Here is a 17,930-nt window from a genome sequence, read left to right as displayed (position 1 = left end):
GGGCGTCTCGACCTGCCCGCCATCTCGCCCCTGCCGACTGGAGCAGTCCGGCTGGCCCAGCATCTCGGCCTCAGCAGACCTGGCGCCTGCTCCCGCCCCGGCCCCGAGCCTCAGGCCCCGGCGGACCTGAGACCTCGGATCGGCATGGGCATCACGGCCACCCCGGCGCCTGGGCCTCCTGGGCTCCGGGCGGCTCGAGGTGTTTCGACTGGCTTGGGGGCGGCTCGGCTACCCCAGGCCCGGCCGAGCCGGGGGCGGCCGAGGCGGGGTCGGCCGACATCACGGGTTCCGGCTGCCCTGGTGCCCGGGCAGGTCTGGTGTCTCGGACCGGCCCTTGGACCTGTTCGCCCGCCCCCCGGCCGCCTCGGTTCCGCTGTTCGCGAGTTCCAGCGGCGGATGTGGCTCAGCTCGTGCCCGAGGTTTCCTCGTAGACCTTCAGGACCTCGTCGATGCGGGCCGGGCTGAGGCGGTCCTCGTCCGCCGTGGACGCGGCGATGATCAACTCGCCGCACAGCTCGATCTCCGCGAGGGCGACGTGATCGTGCACCGTCGTCTTGCCGGTCGTCGGAGCCACGCACACCACCCCTTCCCAGCCGTCGTCGACTTCCTAGGGTAGGGAGCGGCCTACGCACCGCGCATGGCACGGACGGGCTATTTGCGACGCGAACTCGCCCCTCGTACGGGCACTTTCACGCCGCCCCGTTCGTTACTGCCCGGCGATCTTCCCAGCGAAGATGTCCTCGGCAGCGGGCAGTCCGGCCTTCAGAGCGGTGCCGAATCCGTAGAGCACCGTGGTCGAGGCGACCATCACGTCCCCGTTCCCGCCGTTGGCCGAATCCGCACCCCCGGCGTCCCCCGCCCCCGGGCCACCGGAGCGCCCCGAGCCCGTCGCGCCCTCCGCGCCCTCCGCCCCCGCGTCGTTGGCGAAGCTGAACCGGTGCCGGATCTTCCGCAGCCGCCCCTGCTCGTCGAGGTACGCCTCGAACGGCACCGTGTCCTCGGCGAACCCGCGCGCCGCCGCCCGCAGCACCTCCCGGTTGGCGCCGACGGCCCGCTCGGCCGCACGCCCGATCTCCGTCGTACCGCGGAAGTGCCGCACCGGAACGCCCGCGATCCGCGTCTCCCCCACGTACGAGACGGCGCTCGCGCCGAGGAGCAGTTCGGCGGCGGCCAGCGGGTCGGTGGCGCCGCCGGTGACGAGGTTGCCGTCGTCGAGGCCCGCGGTGTCGATGCGCACCCACTTGTCGGCGGGGACGCCCGCGCCGCGGTTCTTCATGTACAGGGCGCCGGGCGCGAGGAGTTCGGTGATCGGACGGTGCTCGTCGACGCCCGCCGGGTCCTTCGGCAGCATCACCTTGAGCTTGCCGAGCGGCTTCGCGAAGTCGTAGACGCCCTCGCCGCGGATGGTGACGCGGGTGCCGCCGCTGGCCATCTCCATCGACGTACGCGCCTTCGCGCTGCCCGCGGCGCGCAGCGCACGGACCGCGCGGTGCACCGTGTCCACCGGGTCGGCGGCCGGCTGGTCCTCGGCGGCCGCACCACCGCCGGAACACCCCGTCGTGGCCATCATCAGGGAGGCGAGCGCCCCGCCCGCCACGGCGGTGACGGCAACGCCGCCTCTGCGCCTGTGCTGCTGCACCATCGCCTGCCTACCCCCAACACTGGGCCGTCCCACGGCCCCCCTTCTCGTTCCGCCTAACGACGGCTGCCGCAACCCGTCACGCCCCCTCACCCCGGCCCCGGCCGGGCCCTCGCCGGCCTCCGGGGCAGCGTCCGGAGCGGCCTCCGGGCAGGCTCCGGGGTGGGCCCCCTGCCCCTGTTCACCTCGGCCCGCTACGGTGGCGGCGTGTCAGCCCAACAGGACCCGGCCGCGACCACCGAGCACCGCACCACGACCGTCGAGCAGGGCCGCTTCTGCCTGGCGCGCTGCAGCTGCGGCTGGCGCGGACCGGCAAGACGGGCCCGGTCCAAGGCGCGTTCGGACGCCGACGAGCACACGGCGCACGCCTGACGCACACCGGACACCCGTCTCCGTCCCGCCTGGCACCCGCCTGCCTCCCACCCGACGTACGCCCGCCCCGCGCCTGCCTCAGACCTGACGCACGCCTGCCTCACGCCTGACACGCCCCCGAGCGCATCCCGCGTACGCCCTCCACCTCCGCGCACCCCGTACGCCCCAGCGCACCGGCGCAGAGGTGGAACGCGGTCGTCCCGTTCCTCGTCTCGTCCTGCGGGAGGGACGACATGGACCGCAGGACGGGCACGACCGGCTGGGACGGCGGCGGACGGGGAGCAGCGCGGGGCGTCGGCCGACGCAGCGTCATCACCGCAGGCGCCGCACTGGCGTTGGGCGCCGGAGCGAGCGCGTGCACAGGCGCGGGCGCGGGCCGCGACGGCAAGGCTCCGGGCACGACCACGACCGCCTCGGACACGACCACGGCCACGAGCACGGGCACGGCCCCGGCCGCGAAGCGCCCCGTCGGCCCCGCCTGGACGGCGTTCGCCAAGGACCTCGACGGCGAACTCGTACGCCCCGGCGACGCCGACTGGGCCTCGGCCCGCCAGCTCTACAACACCCGCTTCGACGCCCTGCGACCCGCCGCGGTGGCCTACGCCGCGCACGAGGACGACATCCGCACCGCCCTCGCCTTCGCCCGCAGGCACAAGACCCCGCTGTCCATACGCAACGGCGGTCACTCGTACGCGGGTTGGTCCTCCGGCGACGGTCGGCTGATCCTCGACGTGTCCCGGCTGAAGTCCGTACGCGCCTCGGGGAGCACGGCGACGGTCGGCGCCGGGGCCAAACTCATCGACGTCTACCGGGCGTTGGCCGCGAAGGGCGTCACCGTGCCCGCCGGCTCCTGCCCCTCCGTCGGCGTCTCCGGGCTCACCCTCGGCGGCGGACACGGCGTCACCTCGCGGGCGTACGGCCTCACCTGCGACAGCCTCACGCAGGCCACCCTCGTCACCGCCGACGGCCGCCGCCGCGTGTGCTCGGCGGACGAGAACGCCGACCTCTTCTGGGCCCTGCGCGGCGCGGGCAACGGCAACTTCGGCGTCGTCACCGAACTGCGCTTCCGTACGCACCCCGCGCCGCAGGGTGTCACCGGCTACCTCACCTGGCCCTGGCGGAAGGCTGCCAAGCTGCTGAAGGCCTGGCAGGAGTGGGGCCCGGACCAGCCCGACGAGATCTGGTCGTCCCTGCACCTGGCCGCCGCCCCGGGCAGCGCGCCCACGATCTCGCTCGCGGTGTTCTCCCTCGGCACGTACGGCGAGCTGCAGAACGCCGTCGACCGCCTCGCCGACGGCCCCGGAGGCCCCGGCTCCGCCTCCAACGTCTCGCTGAAGCGCCGCTCGTACCTCGACGCGATGGAGGTGTACGCGGGCTGCGCCGGCTTCGCCGACGACGCCCAGTGCCACCTGCCCGGCTCCACCCCGGGCCGGGACGCGGCGGGCGCGCTCGGCCGCGAGACGTACGCGGCGCGCTCCGACTTCTACTCCCGCTCGCTCTCCGACGCGGGCGTGCGGGCGCTGCTCACCCGCGTCGAGCAGGTGGCGGGCGGCCCCGGCAGCGTCGCCCTGACCGCGCTCGGCGGCGCGATCAACCGGGTCGACCCGACGGCGACAGCGTTCGTGCACCGCCGCCAGCGCTTCCTCGCCCAGTACGTCGGCGCCTGGCGGGCCGGCACCCCGGGCACCGCCGCCCGCGCCTGGCTCGACGGCACGCACACCGCGATGCGGCCGTACGCGTCCGGAGCGGCGTACCAGAACTACACGGACCCGGCCCTGAAGGACTGGCGCGGCGCGTACTACGGTCCGGCGGCCGGGCGCCTGAAGAAGCTGAAGGGGACGTACGACCCGGACCGCCTCTTCACGTTCCCGCAGGCCCTCTGACGCCTGCTGCCACACGACAGACGCCTGACGTCGCGCGGCAGACACCTGCTGCCGCGTGGCAGACACCTGCCGTCGCACGGCAGAGGCCTGCCCTTGTGCGGCAGACACCTGCCCTTGCGGGGCTGCCGCCGCAACCGCTGTCGGCCGTACGAGCGCAGGCGCCGCCCGTACGGCCCTCCCCGGCTGGCCCGCGCCGTGGGACGGCGATGCCCTGAAGTCCCAAGGACCCGACGAAGTCCCACGGACCCCAGGACCCCAGGACCCGACCCAGGGCAGGAACCATGACCGGACACCGAATAGCCGCGCTCGGAACGCTCGCGTCCGCAGCGCTCCTCCTGGCCGTCGCCGCGCCCCCGGCCGTGGCGGTCGACAAGCCCACCGAGCCGGGCGAGTTGACGCTCATCGACTCCCCGCAGGGCAAGGTCCTCGCCGACAAGGACGGCAACCCGCTCTACCTCCGCGAGGCCGACAAGCCCGACACCCCCGACTGCACCGGCGAGTGCGCCGCCAACTGGCCCGCCGCGATCGGCTATCCGACGAAGGCGAAGGGCGTCACGGGCGACACCGCCCAGACCGAGGCGAACGTCGACGGCACCGACCAGCCCCAGGTCATCTACGAGACGCACCCGCTCTACTACTTCAAGAACGACAAGCCGAACCAACCCAAGGGCCACGAGGTCAAGGGCTGGAGCCTGATCGGCCCGGACGGCAAGCCGGCCAAGGCGGGCGCGGGAGCGGGCAAGTCCCCGTCGCCGGACGCGTCCCCGACGGACACCGCGTCGAAGTCCCCGGACACGGAGAAGTCCCCGGGGGCGGGCAAGTCGCCCGGCACGGAGAAGTCGCCGGGGGCAGGGAAGTCGCCCGACGCCGAGAAGTCGGGCGGGGCTGCGGTCCCGCCGGGGACGGGCGAGTCGCCGGACGGTACGCAGGAGCCGGGCGGTACGACGGAGCCGGGCGGTACGCGGGAGCCGGGCGGTACGCGGGAGTCGTCCGGTACGACGGCGAAGCCGAAGCCCGAGCCCTCGGACGCGTCCCCGGAGCAGTCCGCCGGGAGGGGCACGGGCGGGGACACCGAACCGGGCACGGGAAAGCCCACCGCCCCGGCCGACCAGGCCGACCCGAACCGGGACCCCGGAAAGGAACCCGGCAAGGAGCCCGGCAAGGAACCGGGCAAGGAACCCGGTACGTCGCAGCCCCAGGAACCGGACACCGGCGCGATGAAGGCGACCCCCTCCGGCCCCGCCAGGACCGGCGCCCACCACACCCTGCAGAACGCGGCGGCCGCCGAACATCCGGAGGCGGGTCCGCTGGCCCTCGGCTCGGCGGCGGTCGCGGCAGGCGCGGGCGTACTCGGCCTGGTCCTGCTGCGCAGGCGCCGCGCGGAACGGACCACGCACAGCACCGAGGACGGCCGCAGCTGAAGCGGAACGGCCGTACGCGGCAGCCGCGTACCGCGGTCAGGGCACTGTTCGGAGCCTCCGCGCTCTGTGCCCTGGCCGCGCTGCTCCTGCACCAATTCCCTTGGCTGGACGCATCGGTGAGGTCGGCCGTCGCCGCGTCGTTCACCGACCTGACCGGTGCGAGGGCGGGGCGGCCCGCGACCACGGCGACGGCGGCTCCCGGGGCGCGCGAGGTCGCCGACGCCGCGACGGCGCCCCGCCGCCTACGCGTGCCGTCGATCGGCGTGGACGCGGAGGTGCTGCCCCTCGGCCTGGACGCGCGGGGCGCGATCGAGGTGCCGTCGTTCGACGACGCGATGAAGGTCGGCTGGTTCACCCCCGGCTCCCGCCCGGGTCGGCCCGGTCCGACGGTGCTGGTCGGCCACCGCGACGCCCCCGCCGAGCCGCCCGGCCGCGGCTACCGCCCCGCCGTCTTCGCCCGCCTGGACCGCCTCGCGCCCGGGGCGACGGTGGAGACGACGAGCGGCGACGGCCACCGCGTCCGCTTCCGCGTCACGTCGGTGAACACGTACCGGACGAACGCCTTCCCCACCGAGAAGGTCTACGGCCCGGTCCCCGACTCCCAACTACGCCTGATCACCTGCGGCGGCACGATCGACAGGACGGGCCACTGGAACGCGAACGTAGTCATCACGGCAACCCAGACCCCACGGTGACCACCCCTCACCCCATGCACCCACACTCAGCCCGTCCGGCGTCTGAGGACGAGCGCGCCGGCGCGACAGACGGCGCCGCAGGCTTACGGGAAGGGGCGGGGAGGGGCACGAACTCAGCCCGTCCGGCGTTTGCGGACGAGCCCGAAGGACGACCGGGGGCGAGGGGCGAAGCCCCATCCGCCGGAGGCGGCAGAGGCAGGACAGCCCCAGCCCGGGCGGCAGCCCGAAACCGGGGTGCGGGGGCTGCGCCCCCGGGGAGGACCGTTCAAGCAGCCAGATCGTTCTCGTCCGACTCCCCCGAAGCCGAAGCCCCCTCCACCCGAGGCCCGGGCAGCCCGACCGGATCGGTCACGACGGGTCGAGCCCCACGCGCCCGTACGAGCCAACTCGCCCTCGGCGCCCGGCCGATCGCCTTCGTCAGCGGGGTCAGCAGCACCATCGCGAGCGGCGCGAGCAGCAGCGTCACCGCCGTGCCGAGCGCGAATCCGCCGATGACGTCCGTCGGATAGTGCACGCCCATGTAGACCCGGCAGACCCCTTCCAGGAGGGCGAGCCCGATGCCGACCAGGCCGAGCTTGCGGTGCGCGACGAACAGCCCGACGCCCAGCGCCATCGCGAGCGTCGCGTGGTCGCTGACGAACGAGAAGTCCGTCTTGCCGTCGACCAGCACCTCAAGCCCCTGGTGGTCCAGGAACGGCCGGCGCCGCTCCACGAACTCCCGGATCGGCACGTTGACCAGCACCGCGAGCCCCGCGGCGAGCGGCGCCCACACGAGGGCGGCGACGGACGTCTCGGCGTCCGGCCCGCGCCGTACCGTGCGCCAGGCCCACAGCACGAGCAGGACCATGGCGAGCAGCAGCCCGTACTCCCCGACGAAGCCGACGATGCGGTCGACCCACGCGGGGGCGTCCTTCGCGACGCCGTTGATCTCGTAGAGCAGGCCTACGTCCGGGTTCGACCTCGAGGTCCCTGGTCCAGCCTCTGGTCCAGCCATGGTGCCGCGACCCCTTGTCCTTGTGCCCACGGACGCGCTCCTGTCGCGCGCCCTGATCGACCCCCGTGCCTCAGAGCTGGTCAGTGCTGCTGCGGTACTGCTGCCGGTGCTGCTCTCGCGTTCAAGGGAACGACCGGATCCCCCGTCCACGTTCCACGGTCCACCGAAAGATCACCCAGACGTTATCGAAGAGTGACTCATCGTCGCTGCTCAGGACGGTCCTCGGCCGCAAGGATCCAGCCAATCGCCAACCGCTCGCCCGCCCGTCGCGCAGTCGTGGGGCAGGCCGACCGACAGCGCCCGACGGCCGTCTCGCGCTACCCCGCCGCGAGCGCCTTCGCGCCGTCCTCGGTGACTCTGGTCGCCCCGAAGTAGTCCGGGGTGTCGATCGGGGTGAAGCGGATCACCGCACCCGTTCTGGGCGCGTCGATCATGTACCCGCCGCCGACGTAGATCCCCACGTGCCGGATGGCGCGGGAATTGGTCAGGTCGTCCGAGAAGAACACGAGGTCCCCGGGGAGCAGTTCCTCCCGCTTGGGGTGCGGCCCCGCGTTGTACTGGTCGTTGGCCACGCGCGGCAGCTCCACGCCCACCGATTTGTACGCCGCCTTCGTCAGTCCCGAGCAGTCGAAGCGCCCGCCGTCCTCCGGCGTACCGTCCCCGCCCCAGAGATACGGCTCGCCGAGGTGCTCCTGCGCGAACGAGATCGCCCCGGCCGCCTGCCGCGAGGGGTCGACCCGCCCCACGGGTCTGGCGAAGCTCTTCGACAGATCGGTGATCGTCTTCACGTAGTTCTGCGTCTCGCTGTACGGCGGCACGCCGCCGTACTTGATCACCGCGTACGCCCCCGCGTTGTAGGCCGCGAGCATGTTGTGCGTCGGGTTGCCGGGGGCGTCCTTCACGTATCCGGCCAATTTGCAGTCGTACGACGCGGCTGACGGAATCGCGTCGGCCGGGTCCCAGACGTCCTTGTCCCCGTCCTTGTCCCCGTCGACCCCGTGGGTGGCCCATGTGCCGGGGATGAACTGCGCTATGCCCTGCGCCGCGGCCGGGCTCTGCGCCTTCGGGTTCCACCCGCTCTCCTGGTACAACTGCGCCGCCAGCAGGGCCGGGTTGATGGCCGGGCAGAGGTTGCCCCACTTCTGCACCAGCGACTGGTACGCAGCCGGCACCGCGCCCTTGGCCAGGCCCACTGCCCCCTTGCCCGCACCGCCTGCGAGGCCGCCCGCCGCCATGTACGTACCGACCACGAGGAGGCCGAGGAACGCGGTGAGCGCGGCGACGACGGCACTCCCGACCAGCACTGCCTTACGCACCGTCAACCGCCCCTCACGCCTTGGGAGTACGCCTCGGCCAGTCTAGAGCTCCGAGGCCCGGCAGGAAGGGGCAAGCGGCAGCCTGTGGATAACTCTCGGTCAGGAGTGCCGTGTTCGCGCAGCGAGGCCGGACAAGCCCGGGCCCTGCACCAGCCCGGGCCTGCGCCAGCCCGGGCCCTGCGCCCCCGAACTCCGCGAAAGCCCGATCCCTGCGCCAGCCCGATCTCCGCGAAAGCCCGGGCCCCGCCCAAGCCCGAACCCCGCGTAGGCCCGAACCCCGCGCAATCCGGGCCCGGGCTCGCTCCCCGGCCCGGCCTCGGCCCAGGTGATCCCGCGTCAGCCCGGATCCGGCAGGTCCGCCGGGACCAGCGCGCCGCGCTCCACGAGCCGGGACACCTCCGGAAGCGCCACCTCCGCCAGTCGGCCGGCCTCCGCGCCCTCGGCCTCCGCGATCCGCGCCAGCTGCTCGCCGAGCGTGGTCTCGCGCCCGGCGCCGCCGAGCAGGGCGACGGCGAGCGGGGAGATGCGGTCGCTCCAGTTGAGGCCGTCCCCGGGGACCTTGAGCACCTGCTGGGTCAACTCCCAGCCCGCGCCGCCCCGCTGCTCGGCCTGCTGCCACAGGGTGAGCCCCTGGCCCGGCAGGAAACTCGCCTCCAGCGGGTCGTGCGCGCGCAGCCAGTCCCGCCGCGCGAACCACCCGGCGACCTGCGCCCCCGTCAACTCGCCAGCGTCGGCCGACATTTCCTCGACCCGTACCGCGGACTCCGCAAGCCCGGAGCGGCGCACGACGACGGTGCCGACGCCGACCGCCTCCACCTTCTGCGTCTCGAACCAGCGCAGCCAGGCCTCCCGCTGCCCGAGCGCCTCCTCCCCGCCGGCGAGCTCCAGCCAGTGGTCGACGTACGGCACGACCCCGGTCGCCGAGCGCTGCACGATCCACGCCTCGAGTCCGGCGCCGCGCGGGATCCACCCGGCGAGCCGCTCGCGCCAGTCCTCGCCGGACCGGTGCACCCAGTTCGCGCGGAACTGCAGATACCCGCCCTCGGTGAGCAGTTCCGGCGCCGCGCCCGCGAGTTCGGCGCAGAGCGCGTCGCCGGGGCGCCCGGAGTCCCGGTGCACGCTGTGCACGGTGCCGGGCCCGACCGCGTACGGCGGATTGCTCACCACCAGGTCGAAGCGACGGCCGGCGACGGGCTGGGCCATGTCGCCCTGGAGGATCTCCCAGTCGAGCCCGTTGAGCGCGGCCGTCGTCGCGGCGAACCGGGCGGCGCGCGGCGACAGATCGGTGGCGGTGACCTTCTCGGCCTGCGCGCTGAGGTGCAGCGCCTGCACCCCGCCGCCGGTGCCGAGGTCGAGGGCGGTCTCCACGCGGTGCGTGAGCGTGGCCCGCCGCAGCAGCGACGCGTCGAGCCCGATGGGCACGACGGCCTCCGCCCGCCGGTCCTGCGGGGCGGGCCGCAGAAACCTCGGGAAGTCGGAGATCGCCCACCATTTCTCGTACGGATGGAGATGGACGGCGGCGCGCACAGCGCCCTCGCCCGCGGATTCGAGCAGGGGCACGACCGCGGGGTCCGCGTGGTCGAGCGGGACCGTGCGCCCGCACATGAAGAGCTGGATGAGGACGGCCAACGGGTCGTCCTCGCCGAGCAGTTGCAGGGTGAGCGTGGGGTCGTAGCGGTTCAGGCCCTGTGCGGCCTCGATCCCGACGCGCGTGACGATGCCCTCCCGCGTGTAGCCGTGGGACACCAGCGCGTCCCGCAGGGCGTCGACGGCGGAAGGGGCGATCAGGGGCTGCGTGGTCATCATGGTCCGGTTGTCGGCTCGTGTACGCGGCGACTGAACCCTTAGGCCATTGGGTTAGCGCCAATGGGCGAACGGGATGAAATCGCCTTGCGCTCCAGCGCGTTGGGGAACTTCCGCCCTGTGACCTGGTAATGCGCCCGCGAAGGATCTTGCGGGGCGGGGTGTGTGCCGTAAGCACGGCTCCACCACCCCCGACTGTCCACAGCCTGTGGACAACCGAGACCGCGCACGCCGCCGCAGGACGACGCAGTTCGACGGGGCCGAGGACACACCCCAAAGCAACTCAACCCACAACAAAGGAACTTGTTACGCGTAGCAGTCCGATCCACCGAACCTGCCCCCATATGCACGCAGCACTTGCGCGCACCCCACGACCCCCAGCGCAAAGAACCGGCCAATCCCACCGGGCCCTGGCCCCCACCAGGGCATACGCGCCGTGACGAGCACCGGCCGTTCATTGCCCGGCGTCACCCCGCGTGATACACAGAGTGACCATACGCGCCTCTGTTGACCGCTCCGCACCCCCGCGCGGAGCGGTCAACTGCGCCGCGTACAGACTCCGTACGAAGTTCGCACGAAGTCCACCGACGAATGACTCCAAGTCGACATGCGACAGCGGCATTCTCAGCGAGAATAGGCGTGACCTCTGCACACGGGCAGGGGGTGCGGAACTACCCATTAGGGGCGGTGAGTTACATGCTTCTGGCAGCCGAAAAGGGCGACATCACGACCATCATCGGCGGGATCGCCCCGGACTGGGGCCCCTTCGGAAGCCTGGGCAACGAAGCACGCGTGATGATCGAGGTCGTGATGGCCATCGCCATCCTCCTCTGTCTCGGCATCGCGATCTGGGGCGCGGCCAAGCAGCGCATCGGCGCCACGGCCCTGCGCGACACCTTCAGCGCCGAACAGGGCAAGGGCCTGATCATCGCGGGCCTGACCGGAGTCTTCATCATCGGCTCCCTCGGCACGCTCTTCACCATCGTGTACGGGATGGCCGTCTGACCCAGCCGCGCAGTCTCCCGGCGCGCGGGCGTCCCCACCGCCCGCACCGCCCCGGAGCCGACCCCTCCGTCCTCCTGTCCCCGAGCCACCATCCGTCCGTCGTGCCCACCGGCTGAGGTTGCGTCCCCCTGATGTCCAGTCACCACACCGCGCCCGCGCGCGAACCAGCACGGCTACCGTCGTACTCAGTGGTCCTGCAATTCCTCGAGGGGGCGTACGCGGCATGAGTCTCGACGACGACCACGGCCGGCCGGACGACGGCTACGGCGGCTCCGGCCACACCCGCACCCGCCTCCCGGACGGCGACGGCGGGTACGACGGCGCGCGCCGCACCCTGCCGCGCTCGCCGCGCAGCCTCGTCACGGTCGTGACGGTCGTCATCCTCCTCCTCGCGGCCATCGCGTTCGCGAACAGGGGCAGCGGGGACGGCGGTTCGGACTCCGCATCCGGCGACGGCACCACCCCGGCAGCCGCCCCCACGGCCCCCTCCGGCCAGAAGCCGGTGAGCTCGGGGTTCGGGAGAGACCGGGAGGGAGTGCAGAGCGCTGCCGCGAATTACGCTGCCGCTCTGGGGTCGGACGGGATGTTCAACACCGGTCGCCGGCACGCCATCGTCGAGGCAGTGGCCCACCCCAGCGCGCGGCAGCGGCTGCAGTCCGGTTTCGACGCGGACTACTCCAAGGACCTGCTCGGGAAGATCGGCCTCAACGAGGACGGGTCCGCCCCCAAGGACGCCACGTTCGTCAATCGCACCATGCCCGCCGGAAGCAAGGTCACCTCCTACTCGGCCGACCAAGCGACTGTCGAGGTCTGGTGCAACGGCCTCTTCGGTCTCACCGGCGAGGACACCACGAACCCTGTGACGAGCAGCTGGTTCACCGTGACGCTGAAGCTGAAGTGGAACGGCGACTGGAAGGTCCTGGACACGCGGCAGAAGACCGGCCCGACCCCTGTCACCGGAGACAACCCCGTCTCCGGCGCCGACGAGATCGCCGACGCGGTCAAGCAGTTCGGAGGGTTCACCTATGCCCGCTAGTCACGCCCGCCGTGCCCTCTCGCTGACCGCAGCCTTCGTCGCCGTACAGACAGCCTTCGCCGGCAGCGCGATCGCCGCTCCGGATCCGAAGGACGACCCCTGCGAACTCATCGCGGGCCCCGCCAAGAAGTACTGCGAAAACGGCAAGGAAAACCCCTCCACCAACTCCCCCGCCGACGACGCCCTAGGCACCCTCGACCCCCTCTCCTCCCTCGCCAAGGGCTGTGCCGACGCCGCGTCGTGGACCGTCGACAAGCTCAGCGCTGCGGTCAAGGACACCGCGAACGTCGACTTCACGAACCCCACGTTCCTGAAGCAGTACGCCGTCGTCTTCGCCGCGTCGACCATCCTGACCCTGCTCCTCTGGCTGCTCGCCGTGGCCAAGCGGGCCGTGCGGGGTGTGCCGTTGGCGACGGCGATCGGGGAGGCGATCGGCTTCCTCTGGCTCACCGTGCTCGCCTCCGCGTTCACGCCCCTGATCCTCTACACCGTCGTCTCCGCGACCGACGGCGTCTCCGAAGTGCTCGCCAAGACGACCGGCGGCCAGACGGACGTGTTCTTCGGCTCGTTCTCCGAGGCTCTGAAGAAGGGCGAGGACATCGGCGGCGGGCCGATCATGCTGATCGTCGTCTCGCTCGTCTCGATCCTCGCCGCCGGCGTCCTCTGGCTGGAGCTCGTCATCCGGGCCGCCCTGCTCTACGTAGGAGCCCTGCTCGGCACGGTCGTGTACGCGGGGCTCGTCGACAAGAACCTCTGGTCGCACGTGCGCCGTTGGGCCGGGATCATGATCGCGGTGATCCTCGTGAAGCCCGTGATCGTCATCGTGCTCGGGCTGGCCGGCGCGCTCTCCGGCGAGGACGGGCCGGACGCCTTCTCGGCCGTCGTCTCCGGCCTCGCCATCATCCTGCTCGCGATCTTCGCGTCGGCGATGATCTACCGCTTCGTCCCCGGCTTCGGCGACGAGATCGCCGCGGGCCGCAACAACCGCATCATGCAGAGCGCCGAGGGCAAGGCCGCCGCCGTCATCAGCTCGCCGGCCGCCCTCGTCTCGCAGGGCATCAAGACGCACAGCGCCCGCGGCCGCGGCGGCGACGACAGCGGCGGCGGCAGCCCCCGCCCCGCCAACCCGGCCAGCAGCGGCGTCGCGGCCCACGCCAACCGCGGCTCGAACACCGCAGCCGCCACCCCCGCGCCCCGCACCGGAACCCACAGCAACAGAGGCACGACCAACCGCACGGGAGGTGAAGGGCGTTGACGACCCAGACCCACCAGGTCGCGCCCCGCCGCACGTATCTGATCGGCCGGGCCCGGCCGAACGCGATCGTCGGCAAGAACCGGGAGACCGGCGAGATCGCCCTGATCATCGCCGGGGCGTTCCTCGGCATGATGTGCGGCCTGCTCGTCCCCGTCCTCTCCCTGCGCATCGTGCTGCTCACCGGCTTCCCGATGCTGGCCCTCGCCGCGGTCTACGTCCCGTACAAGGGCCGTACGTTCTACCGCTGGTTCGAGATCAACCGCAGCTACAAGCGCAGCCTCCGCCAGGGCACCGCCTACCGCTCCGCCGCCCCCGAGGCCGGCGTGCGGCTCGACGGCCGCGAGGTCGAGGTCGGCCCGCCGCCCGGCATCGGCCGCATCAGCTGGCTGGCCGCGCCCTTCGGCCCCGACGAGATCGCCGTGCTGCTGCACGCCGACCGCCGTACCGTCACCGCCGCCATCGAGATCGAGGGCCCCGGCGTCGGCCTGCGCGACAGCGAGGACCAGGAAGCCCTCGTCGACCGCTTCGGCACGCTCCTCAAGCACGTCGCGAACGGCGACGGCTTCGTCACCCGCCTCCAGATGCTCGCCCGTACGCTCCCCGCCGACCCCGACGCGCACGCCAAGGACGTCGCGGCCCGCGGCGACGACAAGTCCCCGGGCTGGCTGCAGAGTTCGTACGACCAACTGCAGTCGATGGTGTCGACCAGCAGCGAGCAGCACCGCGCGTACCTCGTCGCCTGCATGCACTACACCCGCGAACTCGCCGCCGAGGCCCAGGCCGTGGCCCGCGCCGCCCGCCCGCACGGCGGCCGCCGGCTCGACAAGGACGCGGGCATCGCCGTCGTCATGGCCCGCGAGCTGACCGACATCTGCTCGCGCCTCCAGGAGGCCGACATCCGCGTACGCCAGCCCCTCGGCCAGGGCCGGCTCGCCTCGCTCGTGCACTCCATGTACGACCCGGACCACCCCATCGACCACATCCAGGCCATGACGAAACGGAACGCCTGGCCGGCCGAGCTCGACGCGATGGAGCCCACCTACCTCCAGGCCAAGACCCGCGAGTCCTCCACCCGAGCCCCCTGGTGCCACGCCACGGCCTGGGTGAAGGAGTGGCCGATGACCCCCGTGGGCGTCAACTTCCTCGCGCCGCTGCTCGTCCACACCCCGGACGTGATCCGCACCGTCGCCGTCACCATGGACCTCGAACCCACCGAGGTCGCCATCGAGCGGATGCTCACCGAGAAGACCAACGACGACGCCGAGGCCAGCCGCCAGGCGAAGATGAACCGCACGGTCGACCCGCGCGACGCCGCCGCCCACTCCCGCCTCGACCAGCGCGGCGAGGACCTCGCGAGCGGCGCGGCCGGCGTCAACCTCGTCGGGTACATCACGGTGTCGGCCCGCTCCCCCGAGGCACTCGCCCGCGACAAGCGGACGATCAGGGCCTCGGCGGGCAAGTCGTACCTCAAGCTGGAGTGGTGCGACCGCGAGCACCACCGCGCGTTCGTGAACACGCTGCCGTTCGCCACCGGCATCCGCCGCTAGCCCTGACCGACCTCGTGGGACACAGAAGGTAGAGGCGCCAAAGCCCATGCGAGATCCGCTGACCACGCTGACCGACGCCTTCACCTCCTTCCTGTTCGGAAAGGTGGAGACGACCCGCCTCCCGGTGCGCACCTCCACCGGCCAGGCCCAGGCCGTCTACCTGCCGACGGCCGCCCCCGGCCTCGGCGACTCCGGCGTGATCATCGGCCGCGAGGTCTACAGCGGCAAGGGCTACATCTACGACCCGTTCCAGCTGTACGGCCAGCAGCTCCCGGCCCCCCACTGGCTGGTCCTCGGCGAGTCCGGCAACGGCAAGTCCGCCCTGGAGAAGACGTACGTCCTGCGGCAGTTGAGGTTCCGGGACCGCCAGGTCGTCGTCCTGGACGCGCAGGGCGAGGACGGTGTCGGCGAGTGGAACCTGATCGCCCAGGAGCTCGGCATAACGCCGATCCGCCTGGACCCGACGGTCGCCCTGGACACCGGCATCCGCCTCAACCCCCTCGACCCGTCGATCACGACGACGGGCCAGCTCGCGCTGCTCCGCACGATCATCGAGGTGGCGATGGGCCACGGCCTCGACGAGCGCAGCGGCTTCGCCCTCAAGGTGGCGCACGCGTACGTCAACGAGACCATCGTCGAACGCCAGCCGGTCCTCACCGACATCGTCGAGCAACTCCGCCACCCCGAACCGGAGTCGGCGGAAGCGATGAACGTGGCCATAGAGGACGTCCGCGCCTGGGGCCTGGACGTCGCGCTGGTCCTGGACCGCCTGGTCGACGGCGACCTCCGCGGCATGTTCGACGGCCCGACGACGGTCGGCATCGACCTGGACGCGCCGCTGATCGTCTTCGACCTCTCCCACATCGACCGCAACTCCATCGCCATGCCGATCCTCATGGCGATCGTCGGCGTGTGGCTGGAGCACACCTGGATCCGCCCGGACCGCAAGAAGCGCATCTTCCTCGTCGAAGAGGCCTGGCACATCATCAACAGCCCGTTCGTGGCCCAACTCTTCCAGCGCCTCCTGAAGTTCGGCCGCCGCCTGGGCCTCTCCTTCGTCGCGGTCGTCCACCACCTCTCCGACGTCGTCGACGGAGCGGCAGCGAAGGAGGCCGCCGCGATCCTGAAGATGGCCTCGACCAGAACGATCTACGCCCAGAAGACCGACGAGGCCCGCGCCACCGGCCACGTCCTGGGCCTGCCCCGCTGGGCCGTGGAGATCATCCCGACCCTCACCCCCGGCATCGCGGTCTGGGACGTCAACGGCAACGTCCAGGTGGTCAAGCACCTCATCACCGAGATGGAACGCCCGCTCGTCTACACCGACCGCGCCATGACCGAGTCCTCCCTCATCGACGAGGACGACGACCTCACGGCCGCCGCCGAACGCGAGGCCGAGGAACGCGCCGCCCGCATGGAGCGGTACGCGGCCCACGCCGAACTGAACGATCCGGACGCAACGGTGGCCTGACATGCCCGACCCGCACCGCGACCGCCGCCCCGAGGAACGCGCCGGAGGCGGTGGCGTCCCCGACGGCCTCCTCGTCGGCCTGCTCGCGTTCCTCCTCGGCCTCACCCTCCTGGTCTGGACGGCCACGGGCCTCTCTGCCCTGCTCGCCAAAGGCGCCTGGCCGTCCCAGGTCACCTTCGCCCGCACCCCCCTGGCCATACGCCACCTCGTCTCCCAGCCCCACGACATCCCCGGAGCCTGGCCCGCCTCCCCACCCGAGTCCTTCTCGGGCTACGGGCTCTTCTGGGGCCTGTTCATAGGGCAGTTGATGGTCCTCACGGTCCTGGTGGTCTTCGTCATGGGCACGGTGGCGCGATGGAAGGCGGTACGGAAGTCATCCCTCCCTCCCACCCACCCCGCCCCCGCTGTGGACGACTCAGCCGCTACTGCTGTGGGCAGGCGTTCCGCAGGGCGGAACGGGTGGGCACAGCCCCCGGTGCCGGGTGCGCGTGAGAAGGAGCCCAGCCCAGTCAAGGAAACGGCACCCGAGCCGACGGCACCCTCACCGACGACGGTCCCGGCCCCCCGTACCCCCCTGATCCTCGCCCCCGCGGAGGGCCGCCACGCCCCCGCCGTACAGGCCATCCAGGAGTCCGAGGGCCCCACCCTGGTCGTCACCTCGAACCCCACGCTCTGGGAGGAGACCAAGGACGCCAGAGCCAAGCTCGGCCCCGTGCTCCTCTACGACCCCGACCACCGCTGCGACACCCCGGCCCGCATGCACTGGTCCCCGTCCGCCGGCTGCGAGGACAAGCAGACCGCCGCGGCCCGCGCCGCAGCCCTCCTCGCCCCCGTACGCCCTTCGGCCAAGCTGGACGCGGCCACGGCCGGCACCGCGGAGACTCTCCTCCGCAGCTATCTCCACGCCGCCGCCATCGACGGCCGCCCCTTCAAGCACGTACACCGCTGGTCCCAGGGCAGCCAGGTCCAGGAGGCGGTACGCGTCCTCCGGACGAGCGCCAAGGCGGCTTCCGGCTCGGGCGGCGAACTGGAAGCGGCCCTCACGGCACATGCCGAACGCCGCGACATGGCCCAGGAGTTGACCGCAAGGGCGCTCTCCGCACTGTTCTCGGTGCACATCCGCGAGGCCTGCACACCGAACCGGACGGACACGCTCACGCTGGATTCCTTCATCGCGGAAGGGGGCACGCTCTACGTGGTGGGTGAGCCCATCGAGGACCCGAAGTCGGCGCCGGGAGCCATGCCGCTCCTCACGGCGCTCGCATCAAGCGTGGTCGAGCACGGCCGGCGCATGGCCGCACGGTCATCCTCCGGTCGGCTCGACCCACCACTTTCGCTGGTCCTCGACGATGTCGCCGCGGTGGCCCCTCTCCCCCAGCTCCCCGACCTTCTCGCTGCGGGCGCCGAGTGGGGCCTTCCCACGCTGGCTCTGCTCCGCTCCCGCGAACAGGCCCGCGCCCGCTGGCCGCACGACGAACTACCGGCGTAAAAAG

15 protein-coding genes are annotated in these 17,930 nt (G+C 72.3%); 10 read left to right on the top strand and 5 right to left on the bottom strand.

Annotated elements, in window-relative coordinates:
* Positions 1 to 403: 403 nt before the first annotated feature.
* The gene (locus ACIDOF_RS07630) at positions 404 to 574 is read right to left on the bottom strand and encodes a hypothetical protein (RefSeq protein WP_409004953.1); all 171 of its coding nucleotides are present in this window, start codon (positions 572 to 574) and stop codon (positions 404 to 406) included.
* A 132-nt stretch (positions 575 to 706) separates the two neighbouring features.
* Positions 707 to 1,642 carry a hypothetical protein gene (locus tag ACIDOF_RS07625; RefSeq protein ID WP_409004952.1) on the bottom strand — a complete coding sequence of 312 codons (936 nt, stop codon included), beginning with the start codon at positions 1,640 to 1,642 and terminating at the stop codon, positions 707 to 709.
* A 204-nt stretch (positions 1,643 to 1,846) separates the two neighbouring features.
* Here ACIDOF_RS07625 and ACIDOF_RS07620 point away from each other — a divergent pair, with 204 nt between their 5' ends.
* The 4 genes from ACIDOF_RS07620 (at position 1,847) to ACIDOF_RS07605 (ending at position 6,010) form a co-directional block, all read left to right on the top strand.
* On the top strand, positions 1,847 to 2,011 hold the full coding sequence (locus tag ACIDOF_RS07620) for a hypothetical protein (protein ID WP_409004951.1): 165 nt from the start codon (positions 1,847 to 1,849) through the stop codon (positions 2,009 to 2,011).
* 233 nt (positions 2,012 to 2,244) lie between these two features.
* Positions 2,245 to 3,894 carry an FAD-binding oxidoreductase gene (locus ACIDOF_RS07615; RefSeq protein WP_409004950.1) on the top strand — a complete coding sequence of 550 codons (1,650 nt, stop codon included), beginning with the start codon at positions 2,245 to 2,247 and terminating at the stop codon, positions 3,892 to 3,894.
* A gap of 281 nt (positions 3,895 to 4,175) precedes the next feature.
* On the top strand, positions 4,176 to 5,315 hold the full coding sequence (locus tag ACIDOF_RS07610; protein ID WP_409004949.1) for a hypothetical protein: 1,140 nt from the start codon (positions 4,176 to 4,178) through the stop codon (positions 5,313 to 5,315).
* A gap of 116 nt (positions 5,316 to 5,431) precedes the next feature.
* The gene (locus tag ACIDOF_RS07605) at positions 5,432 to 6,010 is read left to right on the top strand and encodes a sortase domain-bontaining protein (protein WP_409004948.1); all 579 of its coding nucleotides are present in this window, start codon (positions 5,432 to 5,434) and stop codon (positions 6,008 to 6,010) included.
* 265 nt (positions 6,011 to 6,275) lie between these two features.
* On the opposite strand, the gene ACIDOF_RS07600 is transcribed toward ACIDOF_RS07605, so the two are convergent.
* From ACIDOF_RS07600 to ACIDOF_RS07590, 3 genes are all read right to left on the bottom strand, one after another.
* Positions 6,276 to 7,004: a phosphatase PAP2 family protein gene (locus ACIDOF_RS07600; RefSeq protein WP_409004947.1), complete on the bottom strand. Its 729-nt coding sequence runs from the start codon at positions 7,002 to 7,004 to the stop codon at positions 6,276 to 6,278.
* 317 nt (positions 7,005 to 7,321) lie between these two features.
* Entirely contained in the window at positions 7,322 to 8,320 is a 999-nt protein-coding gene (locus tag ACIDOF_RS07595; RefSeq protein WP_409004946.1) for an NlpC/P60 family protein, read from the bottom strand.
* Between the two features lie 336 nt (positions 8,321 to 8,656).
* A complete protein-coding gene (locus ACIDOF_RS07590; protein WP_409004945.1) occupies positions 8,657 to 10,126 on the bottom strand; it encodes a methyltransferase in 1,470 nt (489 codons plus the stop codon).
* Positions 10,127 to 10,819: 693 nt separating this feature from the next.
* Between ACIDOF_RS07590 and ACIDOF_RS07585 the strand changes: the two genes are divergently transcribed.
* From ACIDOF_RS07585 to ACIDOF_RS07560, 6 genes are all read left to right on the top strand, one after another.
* Positions 10,820 to 11,128, top strand: coding sequence for a hypothetical protein (locus ACIDOF_RS07585; protein ID WP_055700904.1), 309 nt, complete (start codon positions 10,820 to 10,822; stop codon positions 11,126 to 11,128).
* Positions 11,129 to 11,351: 223 nt separating this feature from the next.
* On the top strand, positions 11,352 to 12,164 hold the full coding sequence (locus ACIDOF_RS07580; RefSeq protein WP_409004944.1) for a hypothetical protein: 813 nt from the start codon (positions 11,352 to 11,354) through the stop codon (positions 12,162 to 12,164).
* Positions 12,154 to 13,419 (top strand): hypothetical protein, encoded by a 1,266-nt coding sequence (locus ACIDOF_RS07575; protein ID WP_409004943.1) that lies wholly within the window; start codon positions 12,154 to 12,156, stop codon positions 13,417 to 13,419. The genes ACIDOF_RS07580 and ACIDOF_RS07575 overlap by 11 nt, the downstream gene beginning before the upstream one ends.
* Complete coding sequence (locus ACIDOF_RS07570) at positions 13,416 to 14,966, top strand: SCO6880 family protein (RefSeq protein ID WP_409004942.1); 1,551 nt, start codon at positions 13,416 to 13,418, stop codon at positions 14,964 to 14,966. Before ACIDOF_RS07575 ends, ACIDOF_RS07570 begins: the two co-directional genes overlap by 4 nt.
* A 46-nt stretch (positions 14,967 to 15,012) precedes the next feature.
* Positions 15,013 to 16,437 carry an ATP-binding protein gene (locus tag ACIDOF_RS07565; RefSeq protein WP_409004941.1) on the top strand — a complete coding sequence of 475 codons (1,425 nt, stop codon included), beginning with the start codon at positions 15,013 to 15,015 and terminating at the stop codon, positions 16,435 to 16,437.
* A gap of 1 nt (position 16,438) precedes the next feature.
* Positions 16,439 to 17,926 (top strand): type VI secretion protein, encoded by a 1,488-nt coding sequence (locus tag ACIDOF_RS07560; protein WP_409004940.1) that lies wholly within the window; start codon positions 16,439 to 16,441, stop codon positions 17,924 to 17,926.
* Positions 17,927 to 17,930 lie beyond the last annotated feature (4 nt).

The sequence above is a fragment of the Streptomyces sp. Da 82-17 genome (genome assembly GCF_046098215.1).
Classification (GTDB): domain Bacteria; phylum Actinomycetota; class Actinomycetes; order Streptomycetales; family Streptomycetaceae; genus Streptomyces.
Note: the sequence above shows the minus strand (reverse complement) of the source record. Positions and strands in the feature narration are given on the sequence as shown.